We start from the raw sequence: 16504 nt of genomic DNA on the forward strand, positions 1-16504 counted from the left end.
AATCTTTTTCAGCACTATTATTTAGCCACAGGCGTCTCGGCACCACCCAAATCATTACCTCCAGACTTAGGAGAGCTAGACTTTTTTTTGCTTTCATTATCCTTATCACTACTCGGAGTCGCATTACCCTGAGCAGACACATCGCCGCCGCCACCGGCTTTGCCCAAAAGACCTTTAGCCATACCAACACCCTTCACACCATAACCACCCAATGTCTTATCGATTTGCCCTTGTGCGGTCTGGGTTTCCTTACCGGCTTCTTGAGTCTTACCTTTTACTTCCTCACCCCATTGTGCGGTTTCTTGACCCAAGCTTTCAGGAGTACCTCCAATCCATCGCAACACTTTATCTGGCAGATAGGATATCAGTGTAAATGCCTTTTGAATTATCACTAAGTACAAAGAGGTATAAGTTAATATGGAGAAGAAGAATGCATAAATTCCCGCCCAATCTGTATATCCACCGGTACCAGAAGGCGAGTCTGAACCACCAGTCGACCAGAATCCAGCCGCGAGATGCGCTGGATCTTGATTAGGTCGTTGTATAAATGCGATAGCCTGGTCATACCCTGCATTCAGAACCCATACGCCTACGTAAGATAATGCGATGGCAGAAATATACCCTATAATCATCATCGAAGGTCTTAGGAAGACATTAACCAGGATCATGATCGCAGCCTCACCCTTACCAAAAGCGTCATGTCCCTCAGGATGGGTCACGCCCAATGCAACAATAGGTGCGGCAACCATTGCTTCAATAACCGAGATTAACCAGCCCAGAGCACCGAAGGTAAAAATCATATACGGTAAGATGGGAATATAATAGGCGGTTGTAAAGCCTACACTGACCATGACCCCCACCCAGGCGATCACCAGCGGCATAGCCAAAGACATCATCGCAAAGATAAAGATACCAAATACAGGGATTAACGCACTCGATACCGCCATATTCAATAGAAGCATCCATAAGTTGCCCGCAAAATTGATGTACTCATTTCCCATATTCGCTAATGCAACAACTGGGTTTACCCCGGGTTGCGAGATAATCTGAAGCCCTTGCTGGAAGATTGTTGCCATTCCTTGTAATGGAATCATCAGGAAGGCCATAACTACACTGTTGATAATCTGGCCAAAGATATCAAGGAACAGGTTATATACGGTCACTAAGATAATATTATAAAATATGTTTCCGAGAATTTGTCCTAAACAAATAGAGAAGAACGGTTTTACTTCACCGCAAGAAAAGTTTTGCCGTTGTAATCGATACAACGACGTATTCACGCTGAAGTTGATGCTGTTTGCAAAAGTGAGTTGCTGTACCCCTGGTTGGCCAGGAGTTTGCATCATCAATCCATTGTTAATAAAACCATACACCGTGGATGCAGACTGCGTTTTATCACTTGTCATCGAGGATGACCAGGAAGGCTTTTTATCTGTATCGCTGGAAGTTATTAACGCTTGCACCGCTTTTAATGGAGCATTATCTTGATTAAACCAAGTACATAATGTGGTAAAATCTTTACCCTGAGCCGTCATGTTTCCAGGACCACAAGTAACACTCGTGCCATTGGTGCCAATTACAAACGGACTCGTTATCGCCTGAGGATTGAACGTACTTCCATCCAGTCCTGTGCCTGAATCGGTTTGACTTGAGTTCGCAATGGATGACGTTCCCTGAATCTCCACCAAGTTAAAAAAGTAAGCACCGGCCATAATCCAGCCTTGCATCTCGGCATTATTGATAAAGTCTGTGGCCTTAGCATTGTCTGATGCATTGTTAATCAGGCGCGATAGATTTACCGTAGGCATCATAATGCCATTGTAGTCATTGATCGCATTGATTAATTCATTACCATTTAACAAAGTTCCACCCATAGGAGAACCTGGCACTGGCCCCCAAATCACGCATCGATCATCTGGCGGAGTGCTGCTGCTGTAATTATCACACACTGTTCCATCTTTTTTATAGGGTACACCGAATTGCTCCGTTGCCACTGCAGAATAAGCATCGGGGTTTGGTTTTTGATTAAATGGTATTCCTGGAGAATTAGTTATCATAGACCGAGCCACAGGTGACAAATCCGAATACATTTGCTGGATTGCAATAGCGCGAGACATCTGCGTGGCCGCAATCTCTCCAGGAGTTAACGTGTTATTTCCAACTTTCACGTTATTTCCTGCAGTGAAATAATTCATTTCAACCTGACCATCTTTGCCGATTACAGGATTACCGTTTTGATCCAGTTTAGGACTAGCACTTCCAGACAGTAGGGTGCCAAAGTTAGAATTTAGGGTGGTAATACTGTTCCATTTGATGGTGCCACAGATTCCATTAAGAAAACTATAGGGGGAACTGGAATCAAAATTAGGCATGTCAACGCTCCAAGAGCTTCTAGTTGGAGCAGCATTTTGAACCGCAACTGCATTGACCGAGCCTAAGAAATCTGGAACTACATTATTACAAAATTGCTGCATGCTTGATCCCTGAGCAGCGGAGTAACACGCTCCTGTTTTTTGCGCTTGGGCATCTAGCAGGGCTTGTCTTTGAGTCGTCAGTTGAGTCTGCAATCCCAGCATACATACTTGGCCCGCAAGGATATTGACGACACCACTTGCTATACCACTAATCCCTGTGGTTCCGGTATTGGTCAACTCAGAGGCCGGATTAATCTGTTGTGCCTGAATAATAACGCCACCACGGTTCAAATAGCTTAAAGCTGCATTCCATACTTTATCGGCTGCACCAACCCCTTGCACAACAACCCACATGACAAAAATCTGCATTAAGCAATAACCAGAGGTCTTTGGGATCAATAATGCTAAACCAACAGTAGAACGAATTGGAATCCAAATAGAGGACCACTTTTGTCCGAGCATCTGCCCTTCGTGAGCCGTATTCATGGTGGCAACCAGAAGGGTATACATAATAATGATACCACCTAATGCCAAAACAGCCGCGTTAAATACGGCAAACATGTTGCCCATAATTTGGCTGCCAGTACCACTTAGAACACCATCAACAACACCGAATAAATTGCCAAGAAATACTACAGAATAATCACTCGCTGGAGGAGCAAAACTTAAAGCACCACCGCTACTATCCGCTAAAACCAATCCAGGAAATAAAAGGAGGAGTAGAGTAACTAACAACTTATTCATTTCTTCTCTCCCAACAACCCCTGCCTATACCACTCATTGAAAGTACACCCTAACTTACGATTTTTCATTTGAAAGTACCAAAAGTGGTAACGGAAGGCTAAAACTAGTGCAATCATAGTAACAATAATACTCACAAGAAACGCTCTTATCGAACCGTAAAAAAGCTGATAGCCAGCATATACAAAAATCAAAACAGCGGCGAATACCATAAGAATACTTAACCGAAACAATGATTTTTGTTTCGTGAGTATACTCTCTTCGCTAAGATTCAGAAGCTTCATCGCTTCACTGAATGATTCACCCTCGGTTGGTGCTTTCTGTGGCACAAATAAGCGTTTAAATCCATTTCCCAAATATAAAGTAAACGCCCTCATTCGTTCCCAATCGAACCACCTACGGACATTAAGGATCGATGAAATTAGCTTAATTATTCTTGACCGCTTTTTCATATATTTTACTTCTTTCTTTTACCTTTCATAATATACTATAGTAGTAAGTAATGGTTTCGTCCATCCGCTAATTATAAGTAAAGAAAGAGTAAAAAATGCCAGATCTTAGTCACGAAGCATCCGCACAATACTGGTTTGAATATATTGATCCTATGATCTATAGAGTGATTACTTTTATGGAAAGTGTGGAGGATTGGACTCTTGATGGAAATCCAGAGTTTGAGCAGGCCATGGAGCAATTAGGCAGAGAACTTGACGACATAGAAAAAATAGACATGGGGCTGTTAGCCGAAGAAGAAAAGTTTATTCGCATCGTGGGTAATATCAAATCAGGCAGAGGCCTACGTCTCCTGCAGGCAATTGATACAGTCCATCCGGGCAGTGCCTCACGAGTCTTGATCCATGCTGAAGAAACAAGTACAGGAAGTCATGATTCAGCCGGAGTTTTTCTCAAAAGAAATATTGTATTTGAGCGTTTAAGGTTGTTGTCGCGAGTTTTTTGCCAGTACCGGCTAAAACTTGTTTTACGTGCACTTGAAGGGGAAGAATAAATGAAATTATCGTCGTCCAAATTTGTATTGCTAAATCTGCTTTGTTTAACTGTTTTTTCTGCTGCAGCAGACAATACAACCAATTTATACAATCAACAAGAAACGTCTACGAATACCCGAAAACTCGTCCAATATTTCCAAAATTTTGGTAGTTATTTGGGTTTTGATGTAACGCAACAGCCTCAAAATCCCCAAACCTACATACTCAACTACAATCTAATTAACCTACCTGTTGCACAACTGGCGCAAACCTATATGCTTTATACTTATCTAGGTGCGATTCCCGTCAATACGTTTACAAGTGGTAGTAATCAGAATAGCGGAGGCAATGAAAGTGCCGCAACCCCCTTCTCTCAGTTAGTGCCTACGAATATTCCGACTGCTTCGGCGATTAATCAGCTGGTTAATAATACATTTAATGGCTTTAATGGTTCGAGCTCTTCAGGTTCCTCTGGTCAGTCAACAGTTACAGCGAATCCATTATTCGATCAATCAGTTCAATCGAATCAATCAGGTGGTAGTGCCCTAGGATTCACTGCGAACCCATTGTTCAATCAAATACAAGGTGGGAGTAAAGGTCAGGGATCTTTTCAACAAGAGCCAATTAGCCAAGCAGTACTCAATATTTTAGGAACACCGGATATCAGTTACTGTATGAAATATGACCAGTCCCCAACTACCATGACTGAGAATTGCGGCTACCTGTATGGCACTTTAGTATCTGCTAATGCAATAGGAGCATACATCCCCAACGCGACTACTTTTTTTAACGGCCAATACATTTCACAATTTTTAAATCAGCTTAACAGTAACGCATTAACTGGACCATTAATGTATTCAACTGATAGTCTTGGGGTGGGTACCGGGACAAATAATGGCCTCACCGCGCAAAATCAAGAACAACTCGCCGACAATTTTATACGTTACGTTACCGGGAGTATTGTTCCTATAAAATTACCCAAATGGTATGACTATGATCAATTGGTACAGAAGACGATTCCCAGCTCATCCAACAGCGGCGGCGCTCCTACTCCGCAGCAAGTTCAGGCGACACAAACAATTTCTAAATATCTTGCAAGCTTACGTACTTACGCAGCTCAAAGCTCAGTAGGAATAAGTAACCTCTACTTTATTATGTCGAAAAGAATGCCTCAATCGCCCCCTCAGAATGCACAGGGAAGTCAGCAAGGTCAAAATCTGACTCCAATGAGCCAAGCCTTAAGTGAATACAATATGGCGACTTGGCGGTTATTCCCTAATGCTGGTGCGGGCGGTACCACTGGCACTGGTAGTACTGGAACTACTGGTACTGGATCAAGCGGTACTGGCCAATCAGGTGGTAGCCAATGGATAACTCAACTTAACACGGCAGCTCCTGCTACTGTAGAAAAAGAAATTGCGATCTTACTCGCTGAGATTAATTATCAACTTTATTTAGATCGTCAAATCCATGAGCGTCTTTTAATGACGAATAGCATCTTGTTGTTACAAAGCGTTCGTTCCGGCGCACCAAATGCAGATCTGAATGCAGGACAATAACTCCCTAATATCCCTTCAGGGTGAAAGAGCCATTTCACCCTGATTTATTTTAGCTCAATCATTTCATCGCCAGCCTTTGAATTTCTTATCAATTCAAAGACGACTTCGAGTCATCTCCTAAGCACTTTTAAAAAGATGGTGCAAAAAATGATGCATGTGATATGATTTCACGCATATTATAACTTTCTGTTTTTTAATAAACTTAAGGCTTGATGTTTTATAGACCTAAGTAAAACCTCTTTTTTTTCAAAGACTAAGCCAGAGCTGTCTCAGAAAATATGAGCAATTAAGCCAGAAAATTCAGGACCTAACAACAATAAGAAAAATATCAAGTCTTAATAAAATAACTCTTAATTGACGAGCCTATATGCCTAAATCCAGAAGCTATATTTTTTATGTTGATGGGATGACCTGTGCTAACTGCAGTGGGACTATTAGAAGTTATCTGCAAGGCCAACTATCTAACAGGATGATACATTTTCACGCAGACATCACTACACCTGATCCTAAAAAAGTAACCGTAATTGTTAAAGAGGATGATGAAGAAAAACGAGTTGATCAGGAAATCTGGTTGGAACTTAAGAACCATATTGAAGAGGTCGGTTTTACATGTAGAAGATATGAATATCAACCCGATAAAAAGGACGCACCGCAAGCACCGGCGGAGCAACTAACACCCTTTAAGCAAACCATCAATAAAATCAAAAATTTTTTTAACTCGCATTGGCTTCTTGGTGCAGTCGGATGCGTGTCAGGAGTGGCAGTACTTATCCTTTGTCTTGCAACCGGCGGACTCTCACTTCCTGTGATGGCGTCTCTTGCTGTTTTTAGTAGTTTATTAACCCTATTACTTGGTTATAACTCCTATTATGACGCTTGGATAAAATTGACCAAAAGCAAAAAATTAACTATGGACAGTTTATTTGCGCTCAGTACTGCTTCCATCATAGTTTGCTCAATCGCCTCACTCTTTGTACCTTGGCTTCCGATGATGTTTGAAGCCGGTTTGCTTATTTATGGCTTTAGACATATAGGTATTGCGATAGAAGATACCATTAAAGAAAAAATTGGCACCACTAAGTTTCAGGACCGAGTCCCTAAAGTTGTAAGAAAACAGAACACTGATGGCTTTGATGAAATTAGTTTAGAGTTGATTAATAAAGACGACGTGATTATTGTGCATCCAGGGGAAGTTATACCTCTTGATGGCACCTGTGAAAATGAAAGTATCATTTACAATACCATCATTACCGGAGCTACCCTTCCTCATTATTTTCCTCCACAAGCAAAAGTAGTGGCTGGCATGCGCTTAGCGAACCATGCAAACCCTTTAGCTATTCGTGTCACAAAAAATCACAAAGAATCCTACCTGGCACGGCTCGATAAGGCAATAGAAGCATCGGCGTTGGAAGCGGCACCCATTGAATTAAAAACCGAACAACTATTAACTTATTTTATCCCAACCGTCATTGCATTAGCAGTGGCCTCTGGAATCATTATCGGCCTCTTTTATCCCGCCGCTATCGCAATTCAGTGCGCCGTATCGGTTTTAGTAAGTGCTTGCCCCTGTACTCTAGGGTTAATTACGCCTTTTGCGGTAAAAACAGGAATGCACAAAGCAGCAGAAAATGGAGTGACCTTTAATAGTGCCAAAACATTACAACATGCAGAACAAATAGACACGGTAATTTTTGATTTGAATGGCACCCTTACAACAGGGGTTCCTAATATCAAAGAACTGTATCTATTTGATGAGAGTGGACTTACCGAATCAGAGTTACTCTCCTATTGTTCGGCCCTAGAAAAAAAGTCAACTCATTCCATAGGACAAGCGATTTATTCGTTTGCCAATCAACATCAGCTGGCACATTATAAAGTTACGGATCTAGATGACTCTCATCATTCTGGAGTTTCTGGGGTAATAAGGAATAAAAAATATACTATTGGCAGCATGACGCTAATTAAAGAAAAAAAGATCGCCATTCCCGCTAAATTCAAACAACCAAAATTAGAAGCAGGGGATCAGGTAGTCTATGTTGCGCGCGAGAATTCTGTGATCGGATTCATGGTAATCACCGATCCGCTACGTGAAGATGCCTATTGTACTATTCGTACATTAAAGGCTATGGGAAAAGAAATCTGCTTGTGTACTGGAGCAGATGAAGAAACAGCGATTCGTTATGCTAGAGCGCTTGGCATCGAAAACGTTTATGCCGGCTGCAAACCCACTTCTCTAGAAGAAAATGATCAACATGAAAATGCCCTGTCCAAAACTTCCCGTATCCTCGCTTTAAGGAGGAAAGGACATAAAGTAGCCATGGTAGGCGATGCGGGAAATGATACCCCTGGAATGAAGGTCAGTGACTTAGGCATAGCCGTAATATCGGACAGCAGTGATGTTTTAACGCAAGAGGCAGCAGGAGCGGTCATTCATAAAGGAATGCTACTGCCTATCGCTTCAGTTTTTGCAATCTCCAAACAAACGGTATCCAATATTAATCAAAATCTAGCCATGAGCCTGGCCTACAATCTCGGCTCCATCTTGGTATCTGGCGGGTTATTGGTTGCAGTGGGTTTGACCCTTAATCCAGTAGTTGGCGTCACATTAATGATTCTTCAAGCATGCATGATTTTTATGAATGTCTATCGCTTTAAAGAACAACCTCTAGAACATTTGCAAGAAGAGGCCAAGCGATATCAGGAAGCCAGCTCACCTATCGAATCATCTCATGCAAGAATCCACAAACACACCCCCACTGGTTATCAAAGCGAACTGGTTTGTGATGAGGAGCCCCCATATACTCGACCGAAACAACAGCAAGCAACCACATTTCTTTTTTGGGACAGCTGTTTTAATAAGGAAGGTAATGACGTGGAGTGCCCCTCGTTTGACACTGATTTAGAAAATCATTCAGAGATGGCTTTCAATAAAAAAATACATTAGTAAGAGCCAATAAAGCAGCACCGCAGTAGCGTGGTAGAGACAACAAATGGCAAGCGTTCAAACAATTGCTGCAACTAAGGACGACCTAGGGACGATTGAAACTCGAATTTCACTCAAGTCAGGTATGTGGATGAGGTTGGGGGTAATGAAGTTGACGTCCTAGTCCACTCACTTATTTGCTATGGACGATAACCATCTAAAACAACTGCTAATTTTTCCATTACCTCATCCACGGAAATCAATTGCATGGGCTCGTCACCGTGTACATGCTGACCCCAAACATCTTCAATTCGCTTGCTGCCCAGAATTTTTTCTGCTGCCTCAGGATAGCGATTGACCACTAAATGTTGAAAAAGGTAGGGACCAGATATAAGCGGGTTAGTCACGGCGTGCAACGCAATAACTGGGGTATTTACCGCAGTGGACATATGTGAAGGCCCCGTGTCAGGGCAAAGAACAACGGTCGCTTTGCTTATGAGCGCTAATAATTGTTTGGGTCTCGTTTTGCCAACGAGATTGATTGCAGGGATAACTTGAGCTATTTGTTCTGCCAAATGTTTATCAAAATCAATCGGCCCTCCAGTGATCACCACTTGCACGTTCCATTTTTCCTGGGCTCGTTGCAAGACTTCAATATATCGATCAATAGGCCAACTACGCTCAGGTTTACTGGCGGCGGGATTAATGATCAAAATAGGGCCTTGTTTGGGTAGGTGCTCATCCGCCCATTCATAGTCTGCAGGAGCAATAGGTAAATCCCAGCGAATAACACGCTCCTTTATTCCTAGTGCCTGAGCAAATTTTAAAAAACCATCCAAGGTATGCTCTAAGCCCGGAGTAATTCGTTCATTAACAAATAAACCATGAGCATCATTGGCTCGGTGCTCGTCATAACCTATTTTTCGTTTTGCTCTAATCAGGGGATAGAGTAGATTAGTCCTAAGACTTGCTTGTGGCGCTAATAATACATCGAAAGTGCGCCCTTTCATTTGTTTTTTAAAGCGCCAATAATCCAAAACACTGTTCGGCTTGTCGATTAAAATGAACTCCACACCATCCATCCCTTCCACCAAATCAAAAGCAGGCTTGGAAATGATCCAAGTCAACTTGGCTTGTGGGAGACTGGCTTGCAACGTTCTAATGAGCGGAACAGCCATTAGAACATCACCTAATGCAGATAAACGTACTATACAAATAGATTTAATCATTCTGTAAAACAAACCGCGAACCACAATAAGGACAAACTTCTACTCCAGTTTTTTCGATAGGTAAATAAACCTTAGGGTGAGCATTCCACACAACCATATCCTTTGTTGGACAACTCAAAGGTAATTCATTACGATGGACTATATAATTTTTTTCTGTACTTGCTGGTTCTTTTTTAACTTTTGACATGATGTTCCTTTGATACGTGTTTGGTAGGATTATCTAATATTTCCCCAATTTTCGCTATAATCTCATCGCGAAAAGCCTCATTTTGTGGATCATAATAGAATGCCTCTCCCCAATGCCTAAGCCAGGTTAACTGGCGTTTCGCCAATTGCCGCGTCGCTGCAATCCCTTTATCACGCATGAGGGAATAATCACAATTCTCTTGCAAGTATTCGAGTACCTGCCTGTACCCTACACAACGCATGGCTGGCAAGTTCATGGTTAGATTCCATTTTTGCTGTAACTGTTTTACCTCTTCAATAAAGCCTTCAGTAAGCATCTGATCATAGCGTTGAGCTATCCGTTCGTGCAACCATGCTCTTTGCTCAGGGAAAAGAATAAAATTCACAAAGTGATAGTCCGTTTTTTCATTCGGTTGAACAAGAAAGGAAGACAGAGTCTTACCAGTCACATAATATACCTCTAGGGCACGTTGAATTCGTTGTGCATCATGAGCATGGATCCGTGCAGCAGATTCTGGATCAATCTGTTCTAATTTTTGATGGAGAACAGCCCAACCGCATAAAGCCGCCTCTTCTTCTAACTGCTGGCGTACAACTGGATCCGCTTCGGGCAAATGAGATAACCCTTTTTGTAGCGCATTAAAATACATCATCGTCCCCCCTACAAGAAGAGGAATTTTCCCTTTTTTGAAAATTGTGTCACATAAAGATAAGGCGTCAGTACAAAATTGAGCAGCAGAGTAGGACTCAACAGGATCTTTAATATCGATTAGATGATGTGGCGCACTATGCAACTCCTCAGGAGTTGGTTTGGCCGTTCCAATGTCCATACCCCGATAAATCATTGCGGAATCAACGCTAATAATTTCAAAAGGATAACGTGTTATTAATTCACACGCTAAAGACGTTTTCCCTGATGCAGTAGGTCCCATTAAACAAAAAATTAAGTTAACCATTCAAGTTCTCAATAAAACAATCATAAGATTACCCTCATCCGCCCTTGCGGGCACCTTATCCCTTGCAGGGAAAAGGGATTTTTATCGTGCTCCTGCATGTGAGAAAAAGTTATCTTATCCCTACCTGAGAGAAAGAGCTTTATCTAATCCCCACCGGTGAGAAAGAGCTTCATCTTATCCCTACTGGTGAGATAAGGATTTTAATTTATTTTAAGAGAGAATCCCCTCTCCCAAGCCATGGGAGAGGGGTAGGGGTGAGGGTTGTAATCAGTCCTGATAAAAATCAGCAATGACTATGCCCCCACTAGCTTTCTACATGCTTCATTTGTTAATGCTTTAAACAATCCTGGCTGCTGATGTCCCTCTTGATAAATATGCAACAGCAACTCATTTAAATCGATTTTTTCCTCTAAACTAAGCAGTCTAGGATCAAATAATTGTGAGCGACTCATTAACTCCATTAATGTGCTCTGCTGAACTACACCACATTCCGCAACAGAATCCAAGAACAAACGCAAATCCAAATAGGGCATACATAGAGGAATACTGCGAATCTGCACTTCATGCTCTCCAATCCACTCAAGACCCACTCCTAACTGTTTGAGGCCCTGCTCCAAATGTTCTTTGTGGTTTTGGAGTTTCAAAGGAAGAGAATAGCGAATCGGCACCAATAAAGGCCTACTCGCTAGAGGCAAAACCAATTGGGAAATTTGCTTTTCCAGCTTATATTGATGTAACGCCACCACATCAATAACATGCGGTTGCTGATGAATAAATGTTAAAATGTACCTATTGGTTAAAATGACCCAAGGTAATTCAGTTTCCGAAGAATCACGTGGTCTTTTGAATTCGCTCAATTGAGGATAAGGTTCATAAATCTCTTGATTTTGACCTTGCGCTGATGGGTGGAATAATACATATGAAGCGGCATCCTCCATATCATGTTTTGTTTTCAATGCCGCACTCAATTGGGAAGTAAAAAAATCAAATACCAACCGTGGTTGCTGAAAGCGTACTTCATGCTTGGTTGGATGTACGTTCACATCCACCTCCGCATGGTTCATCGTGAAGTACAATACACATGCAGGAAATCGTCCAGGATGTAACAAACCATCATAAGCCTGTTTTAGGGCCTGGTTTACCAACTTATCTTTAACCATGCGCTGATTAATATAAACCCACAGTCGATCATTCTGGCTGCGCTGAAAATTGGGACCACTGATCCATCCATTGAGTTTCATTGCTCCATGCGCTACATCAAGATAAATGGAATCTTTAATAAAAGCATGCCCCAATATCCGGGTTATACGTGTTAAACAAGCTTGTTCGTTTGTTGCTGCAGGCAACGATAAAATTTGTTTTCCATTATGTTTGAGGGTAAGCGCAATGTGGGGCGCACTCAAAGCAAATCGTTTCACAACAGTTTCTATCGCTTGAAACTCCAGTTTTTCACTTTTCAGAAATCGTTTCCGAACCGGTGCATTAAAAAATAAATCAACCACATCTACTGTAGTTCCTACATTGCGTGCACAGGGTGAAATAGACCGCTCAGTTCCTTGTACACGTAACATAGCAGCCGTCTCTTGGTGTTCCGGTTTAGAACTGATTGTAACTTTTGCTACGGAGGCAATACTGGCCAATGCTTCACCACGAAATCCCATGCTATCAATCGCATACAAGTCATCCAATGAATTAATTTTACTGGTCGCATGCGCGGCAATTGCTAAAGGTAAATCTTCTGCTAGGATTCCTGTTCCATTATCACTGATCTTAATTTGATTGAGTCCACCATAACCTATTTCGATGGTGATGGTGTCAGCCCCTGCATCAAAAGAATTTTCCAATAGTTCTTTTACTACCGAAGCAGGTCGCTCTATAACCTCGCCCGCAGCAATTTGATTGGCGATAAGCGGTGGTAGTTGCTGAATTCTTATGCCCATGCCGGAGGAATCACCAATTTCTGCCCCGGCTTAAGCAGGGTAATGCCGCGTAAATGATTTGTGGATTGGAGGGCTGCAACCGAAACATGATAGCGTGCGGCTATGGCGGGTAACGTTTCCCCAGCACGAACTAAATGGACATTGTTTGTTGTCATTGCCTCGATGCGAGATCCATGAGGAGGATTTTCCCAGAAGTATCCCTTAATCCCTTGAAAAATAGCCTGACTCAAACGCGCTTGATAACTAGGGTTTGTTAAATTACGTTCTTCTATGGGATTTGAAATAAACCCTGTTTCCACTAAAATGGAAGGAATATCAGCTGACTTCAACACCACAAAACCAGCCTGCTCCACTTTGTTATTATGTAAATTGGTAAAATTACCCAGTTGATTTAAAACGCGCCCCCCCATTTGCAACCCTGCATTAATTGTTGCTGTTTGTGACAAATCAATGAGAACCGAGCGTACTACACCATTTTGATCATCCAAATCACCTAAATTCACGCCACCTAACTCGGAATAGTTTTCTTTTTCTGCCAGCCAGCGTGCCGCCTCACTCGTTGCCCCTCGTTGTGATAAAGCAAATACGGAAGCACCGTTTGAATGAGGATTATTAAATGCATCCGCATGAATGGCGACAAATATATCCCCATTATATTTTCTGGCAATGTCCAGCCGCTGTCTCAGCCCTACATAATAATCTCCAGAGCGGGTTAATACGGCACGCATCCCCGGTTGCTTATCAATTAATTGTTTTAACTTCAAAGTAATTGCCAAAACAACGTCTTTTTCCCTGCTGTGATGAGGACCTCGAGCCCCAGGGTCTTTGCCTCCATGGCCGGCATCCAAAACCACAATCACATCACGCAGCTTTGAAGGCTTACCGCTTACTTTAATCGGTTGTTGATTTGCCAGAATAGGATGGACTGGCTGTTTCGGTGCAGTTTGTACAGCCACTTTTGCAGGTTGTCTATACTTTATATTGGCTTTTTGGGGCAACACGGGAGCACTCTTGGGAGCACTATTTACTGCAATTGGCTGAGCAACACGGCCACTATGCAATAAATCAACCCGTACACCACCAAAAGCCCCATTAGGCTTCCAAGGAGCTGAGCGGAGTTGTACATGTTGATTGACCTCGAAAACTAATCGTAAAGTGCGCGAATCAGAACGCCCGCTGCGAACTTGTCGTACCAACCCATTGATTAACCCCAGTTGATTTAAATCTACAGCGAGTTGTGTTTCCTTTAAATCCAATACAACGCGCTCGGGATTAGTTAAAAAGAACAATTTATGTGTAAATGGTCCATTGATTGTTAGAAAAAGCGACGTTTGATTTCCTTGTTGTTTCAAGAAAATGGACTTAAGTTGAGCACTAAATGTGGCAATAGAAAAAAGACACAGTACCACAAAACACCATGAGCGAACTATCATGTTTCACCTGCTAGGCGAGCTAAAATTCTTTTACCCTCTGTGCTCAATGCCATTATTTGCATTTCACGTCCAGCCCCTTTAATACTTAACTTAAAACGAATATCCACATTAGGCAATGCTTTTCCTGCATTTTCAGCCCATTCAATGCAACAAATACTCCCTTGCGTAAAATAATCCCTGAATCCTAAATATTCTAGCTCCTCTTCATGATGTATTCGATAGAGATCAAAATGATGAATGGTCAAATGATTGCATATATAGCTCTCTACTAACGAAAAAGTTGGGCTTTTAATCGCAGATTGGACCCCAAGCTGCCTTAACATGGCGCGAATAATGGTGGTTTTACCAGCACCCAGATCGCCACTAAAAGTTATGATTAAGGAAGGACAAAGACACGTTGCCAATCGAGCAGCAAACTGTTCACTTGCCTTTTCATCCGGTAAATCTAATCTTGCTGTATCTAATTCGCTATTTATCATCATTCAGGGTAATTTAAAATATGAGGTAACACATCAAATAAATCGCTGGCCAATAATCCAGCGCCTCCCAGCTCTTTGGCTACCTGGTCTCCAGCAACTGCATGCGCCCAAACACCACACTGCGCTGCATCAGCTAAAGAAAATCCTTGAGCACAAAGGCCTGCAATAATACCGCTTAATACATCACCCATGCCAGCGCTAGCCATTGCTGGATTACCCCGAGGACAAACAAAAGTATCTTTTTCAGCAGTTTGAATCACTGTCCCGGCACCTTTTAACACAACGACCCCACCATATTGTTGTTGGATGTTTGCTGCTGCTTGATATCTATCTTTCTGAATCAAATCAGTCGAACAAGACAACAGGCAAGCCGCTTCACCAGGATGGGGGGTCAAAATCCAATTATCATCAACTTGTGCGTGCTCGGATAACAATCTTAATGCGGATGCATCGATAACCATAGGCAATTGTGACGTAATGGCAGTCAAAAATAGGTTAATCGCCCATTCACTCTCCCCTAGGCCAGGCCCAATAATACAGACTGAAGCACGGCCTAAAAGAGGCATTAACTCTTTAGCAGTTTTTACCCCGCTCACCATCGCTTCTGGAATTAATGGTAAGGCATTTTTTGCATGTTCAGGCCAAGTTGCGACAGTAACTGCGCCGGCCCCAGTTCGCATCGCCGCTTTCGCGGCCAAACTAATCGCGCCAGGCATGCCTGGACCTCCGCCAATTATTAAAACATGACCATAATTGCCCTTATGCGAATTCTTTTTACGCTCGGCAAGCGGTAAAGATAGCGTGGCAGAGCTTAGCAGACGTGCTGCAGGAATGAGCTTGGACACACAGGGCTCAAGTTGTAACGAACAACAATGAATATCACCACAATAATCCGGACCATCTGCAGTATACATCCCCACTTTCTGGGCAATGAACGTTACGGTCGTATTGGCTTTGACACAAAGGTTTTCAACCGTTCCTGTATCGGCATTAAGACCGGTGGGAATATCCAGAGCAACAACAGGTAGTCCGCTTGCATTGATCTGCTGGATCGCCGATGCAATAACTCCATGTACCGGTCCTCTCAGACCTATCCCTAACAGAGCATCAACAATTAACTCGGCTTCACTATCTAAAGATTCATCCGCAGCTTGGCACTCAACCCCTGCATTGATCGCCATTAAGGCAGCATGTTGTGCGGCGAAAGGCAGATCAGCGACGGCCTTGCATTGGTAAATTGTGACCAATATTCCCTGTTCATGCGCTAGGCGTGCAACTACATATCCATCGCCTGCATTATTGCCTGCACCACAATATACGGCAATGTGGCGCACATGCGGATAAAGCTTTTTTATCAGTAAAAAAGCCTCGGCTCCCGCCCGTGACATTAATTCATTTTCATCTAATTGAAACAAAGATGTTGCTTGTTGTTCACAAGATCTAATTTGTTCACAACGATAAAGGGAATTTGCTGGTATGGTCACCTTGTGCTCCAAATCTATTAAGGCCTGTTTCATTGTACTGTCTTGGCTCAAGTCAGCAAAATTGGAACAGGGCTTAGTTTGAACACGTTTCTTATATGTAGTCTAGGATGTAGTGTATAAAACCCAGGCATCAGCATTCCCGGGTTTCGGCTTCGCCTTCACCCAAGCTACTTCCAT

The 16504-nt window shown here is 42.5% G+C and carries 12 protein-coding genes; 3 read left to right on the forward strand and 9 right to left on the reverse strand.

Translation table 11 applies throughout. From position 1 onward, the window contains the following. Window positions 1-17: 17 nt before the first annotated feature. Both dotA and icmV read right to left on the reverse strand, forming a co-directional pair. Entirely contained in the window at window positions 18-3158 is a 3141-nt protein-coding gene (gene dotA, locus OQJ13_RS06910; protein WP_265710129.1) for a type IVB secretion system protein DotA, read from the reverse strand. Continuing rightward, window positions 3155-3607 (reverse strand): type IVB secretion system protein IcmV, encoded by a 453-nt coding sequence (icmV, locus tag OQJ13_RS06915; protein ID WP_265710130.1) that lies wholly within the window; start codon window positions 3605-3607, stop codon window positions 3155-3157. Before icmV ends, dotA begins: the two co-directional genes overlap by 4 nt. A gap of 95 nt (window positions 3608-3702) precedes the next feature. Between icmV and icmW the strand changes: the two genes are divergently transcribed. The 3 genes from icmW (at window position 3703) to OQJ13_RS06930 (ending at window position 8641) form a co-directional block, all read left to right on the forward strand. After that, window positions 3703-4158 (forward strand): type IVB secretion system protein IcmW, encoded by a 456-nt coding sequence (gene icmW, locus OQJ13_RS06920; RefSeq protein WP_028380728.1) that lies wholly within the window; start codon window positions 3703-3705, stop codon window positions 4156-4158. Further along, window positions 4159-5697, forward strand: coding sequence for a type IVB secretion system protein IcmX (gene icmX / locus OQJ13_RS06925; protein WP_265710131.1), 1539 nt, complete (start codon window positions 4159-4161; stop codon window positions 5695-5697). Window positions 5698-6064: 367 nt separating this feature from the next. Further along, complete coding sequence (locus tag OQJ13_RS06930; protein ID WP_265710133.1) at window positions 6065-8641, forward strand: heavy metal translocating P-type ATPase; 2577 nt, start codon at window positions 6065-6067, stop codon at window positions 8639-8641. 179 nt (window positions 8642-8820) lie between these two features. Here the strand turns inward: OQJ13_RS06930 and OQJ13_RS06935 are convergent, their stop codons facing one another. The 7 genes from OQJ13_RS06935 to OQJ13_RS06965 all read right to left on the reverse strand — a co-directional run bounded on the left by OQJ13_RS06935 (window position 8821) and on the right by OQJ13_RS06965 (window position 16360). After that, a complete protein-coding gene (locus OQJ13_RS06935; RefSeq protein WP_265710134.1) occupies window positions 8821-9849 on the reverse strand; it encodes a glycosyltransferase family 9 protein in 1029 nt (342 codons plus the stop codon). Beyond that, window positions 9842-10036 carry a zinc-finger domain-containing protein gene (locus OQJ13_RS06940; RefSeq protein WP_028380725.1) on the reverse strand — a complete coding sequence of 65 codons (195 nt, stop codon included), beginning with the start codon at window positions 10034-10036 and terminating at the stop codon, window positions 9842-9844. Before OQJ13_RS06940 ends, OQJ13_RS06935 begins: the two co-directional genes overlap by 8 nt. Next, window positions 10023-10991 carry a tRNA (adenosine(37)-N6)-dimethylallyltransferase MiaA gene (miaA, locus tag OQJ13_RS06945; RefSeq protein ID WP_265710136.1) on the reverse strand — a complete coding sequence of 323 codons (969 nt, stop codon included), beginning with the start codon at window positions 10989-10991 and terminating at the stop codon, window positions 10023-10025. The genes OQJ13_RS06940 and miaA overlap by 14 nt, the downstream gene beginning before the upstream one ends. Window positions 10992-11284: 293 nt before the next feature. After that, window positions 11285-12931, reverse strand: coding sequence for a DNA mismatch repair endonuclease MutL (gene mutL / locus OQJ13_RS06950; protein WP_265710138.1), 1647 nt, complete (start codon window positions 12929-12931; stop codon window positions 11285-11287). Further along, window positions 12922-14364 (reverse strand): N-acetylmuramoyl-L-alanine amidase, encoded by a 1443-nt coding sequence (locus OQJ13_RS06955; RefSeq protein WP_265710140.1) that lies wholly within the window; start codon window positions 14362-14364, stop codon window positions 12922-12924. The genes mutL and OQJ13_RS06955 overlap by 10 nt, the downstream gene beginning before the upstream one ends. Next, the gene (tsaE, locus tag OQJ13_RS06960; RefSeq protein WP_265710142.1) at window positions 14361-14846 is read right to left on the reverse strand and encodes a tRNA (adenosine(37)-N6)-threonylcarbamoyltransferase complex ATPase subunit type 1 TsaE; all 486 of its coding nucleotides are present in this window, start codon (window positions 14844-14846) and stop codon (window positions 14361-14363) included. Before tsaE ends, OQJ13_RS06955 begins: the two co-directional genes overlap by 4 nt. Further along, a complete protein-coding gene (locus OQJ13_RS06965) occupies window positions 14843-16360 on the reverse strand; it encodes an NAD(P)H-hydrate dehydratase (RefSeq protein ID WP_265710144.1) in 1518 nt (505 codons plus the stop codon). The genes tsaE and OQJ13_RS06965 overlap by 4 nt, the downstream gene beginning before the upstream one ends. Between the last annotated feature and the right edge of the window lie 144 nt (window positions 16361-16504).

The organism is Legionella sp. PATHC035, from assembly GCF_026191115.1.
Taxonomy (GTDB): Bacteria; Pseudomonadota; Gammaproteobacteria; order Legionellales; family Legionellaceae; genus Legionella.

Excerpts from the sequence above, each read along its gene's own strand:
- dotA (WP_265710129.1), bottom strand. The coding sequence starts at position 3,158 with ATGAATAAGTTGTTAGTTACTCTACTCCTCCTTTTATTTCCTGGATTG.
- icmV (WP_265710130.1), bottom strand. The coding sequence starts at position 3,607 with ATGAAAAAGCGGTCAAGAATAATTAAGCTAATTTCATCGATCCTTAAT.
- icmW (WP_028380728.1), top strand. The coding sequence starts at position 3,703 with ATGCCAGATCTTAGTCACGAAGCATCCGCACAATACTGGTTTGAATAT.
- icmX (WP_265710131.1), top strand. The coding sequence starts at position 4,159 with ATGAAATTATCGTCGTCCAAATTTGTATTGCTAAATCTGCTTTGTTTA.
- OQJ13_RS06930 (WP_265710133.1), top strand. The coding sequence starts at position 6,065 with ATGCCTAAATCCAGAAGCTATATTTTTTATGTTGATGGGATGACCTGT.
- OQJ13_RS06935 (WP_265710134.1), bottom strand. The coding sequence starts at position 9,849 with ATGATTAAATCTATTTGTATAGTACGTTTATCTGCATTAGGTGATGTT.
- OQJ13_RS06940 (WP_028380725.1), bottom strand. The coding sequence starts at position 10,036 with ATGTCAAAAGTTAAAAAAGAACCAGCAAGTACAGAAAAAAATTATATA.
- miaA (WP_265710136.1), bottom strand. The coding sequence starts at position 10,991 with ATGGTTAACTTAATTTTTTGTTTAATGGGACCTACTGCATCAGGGAAA.
- mutL (WP_265710138.1), bottom strand. The coding sequence starts at position 12,931 with ATGGGCATAAGAATTCAGCAACTACCACCGCTTATCGCCAATCAAATT.
- OQJ13_RS06955 (WP_265710140.1), bottom strand. The coding sequence starts at position 14,364 with ATGATAGTTCGCTCATGGTGTTTTGTGGTACTGTGTCTTTTTTCTATT.
- tsaE (WP_265710142.1), bottom strand. The coding sequence starts at position 14,846 with ATGATGATAAATAGCGAATTAGATACAGCAAGATTAGATTTACCGGAT.
- OQJ13_RS06965 (WP_265710144.1), bottom strand. The coding sequence starts at position 16,360 with ATGAAACAGGCCTTAATAGATTTGGAGCACAAGGTGACCATACCAGCA.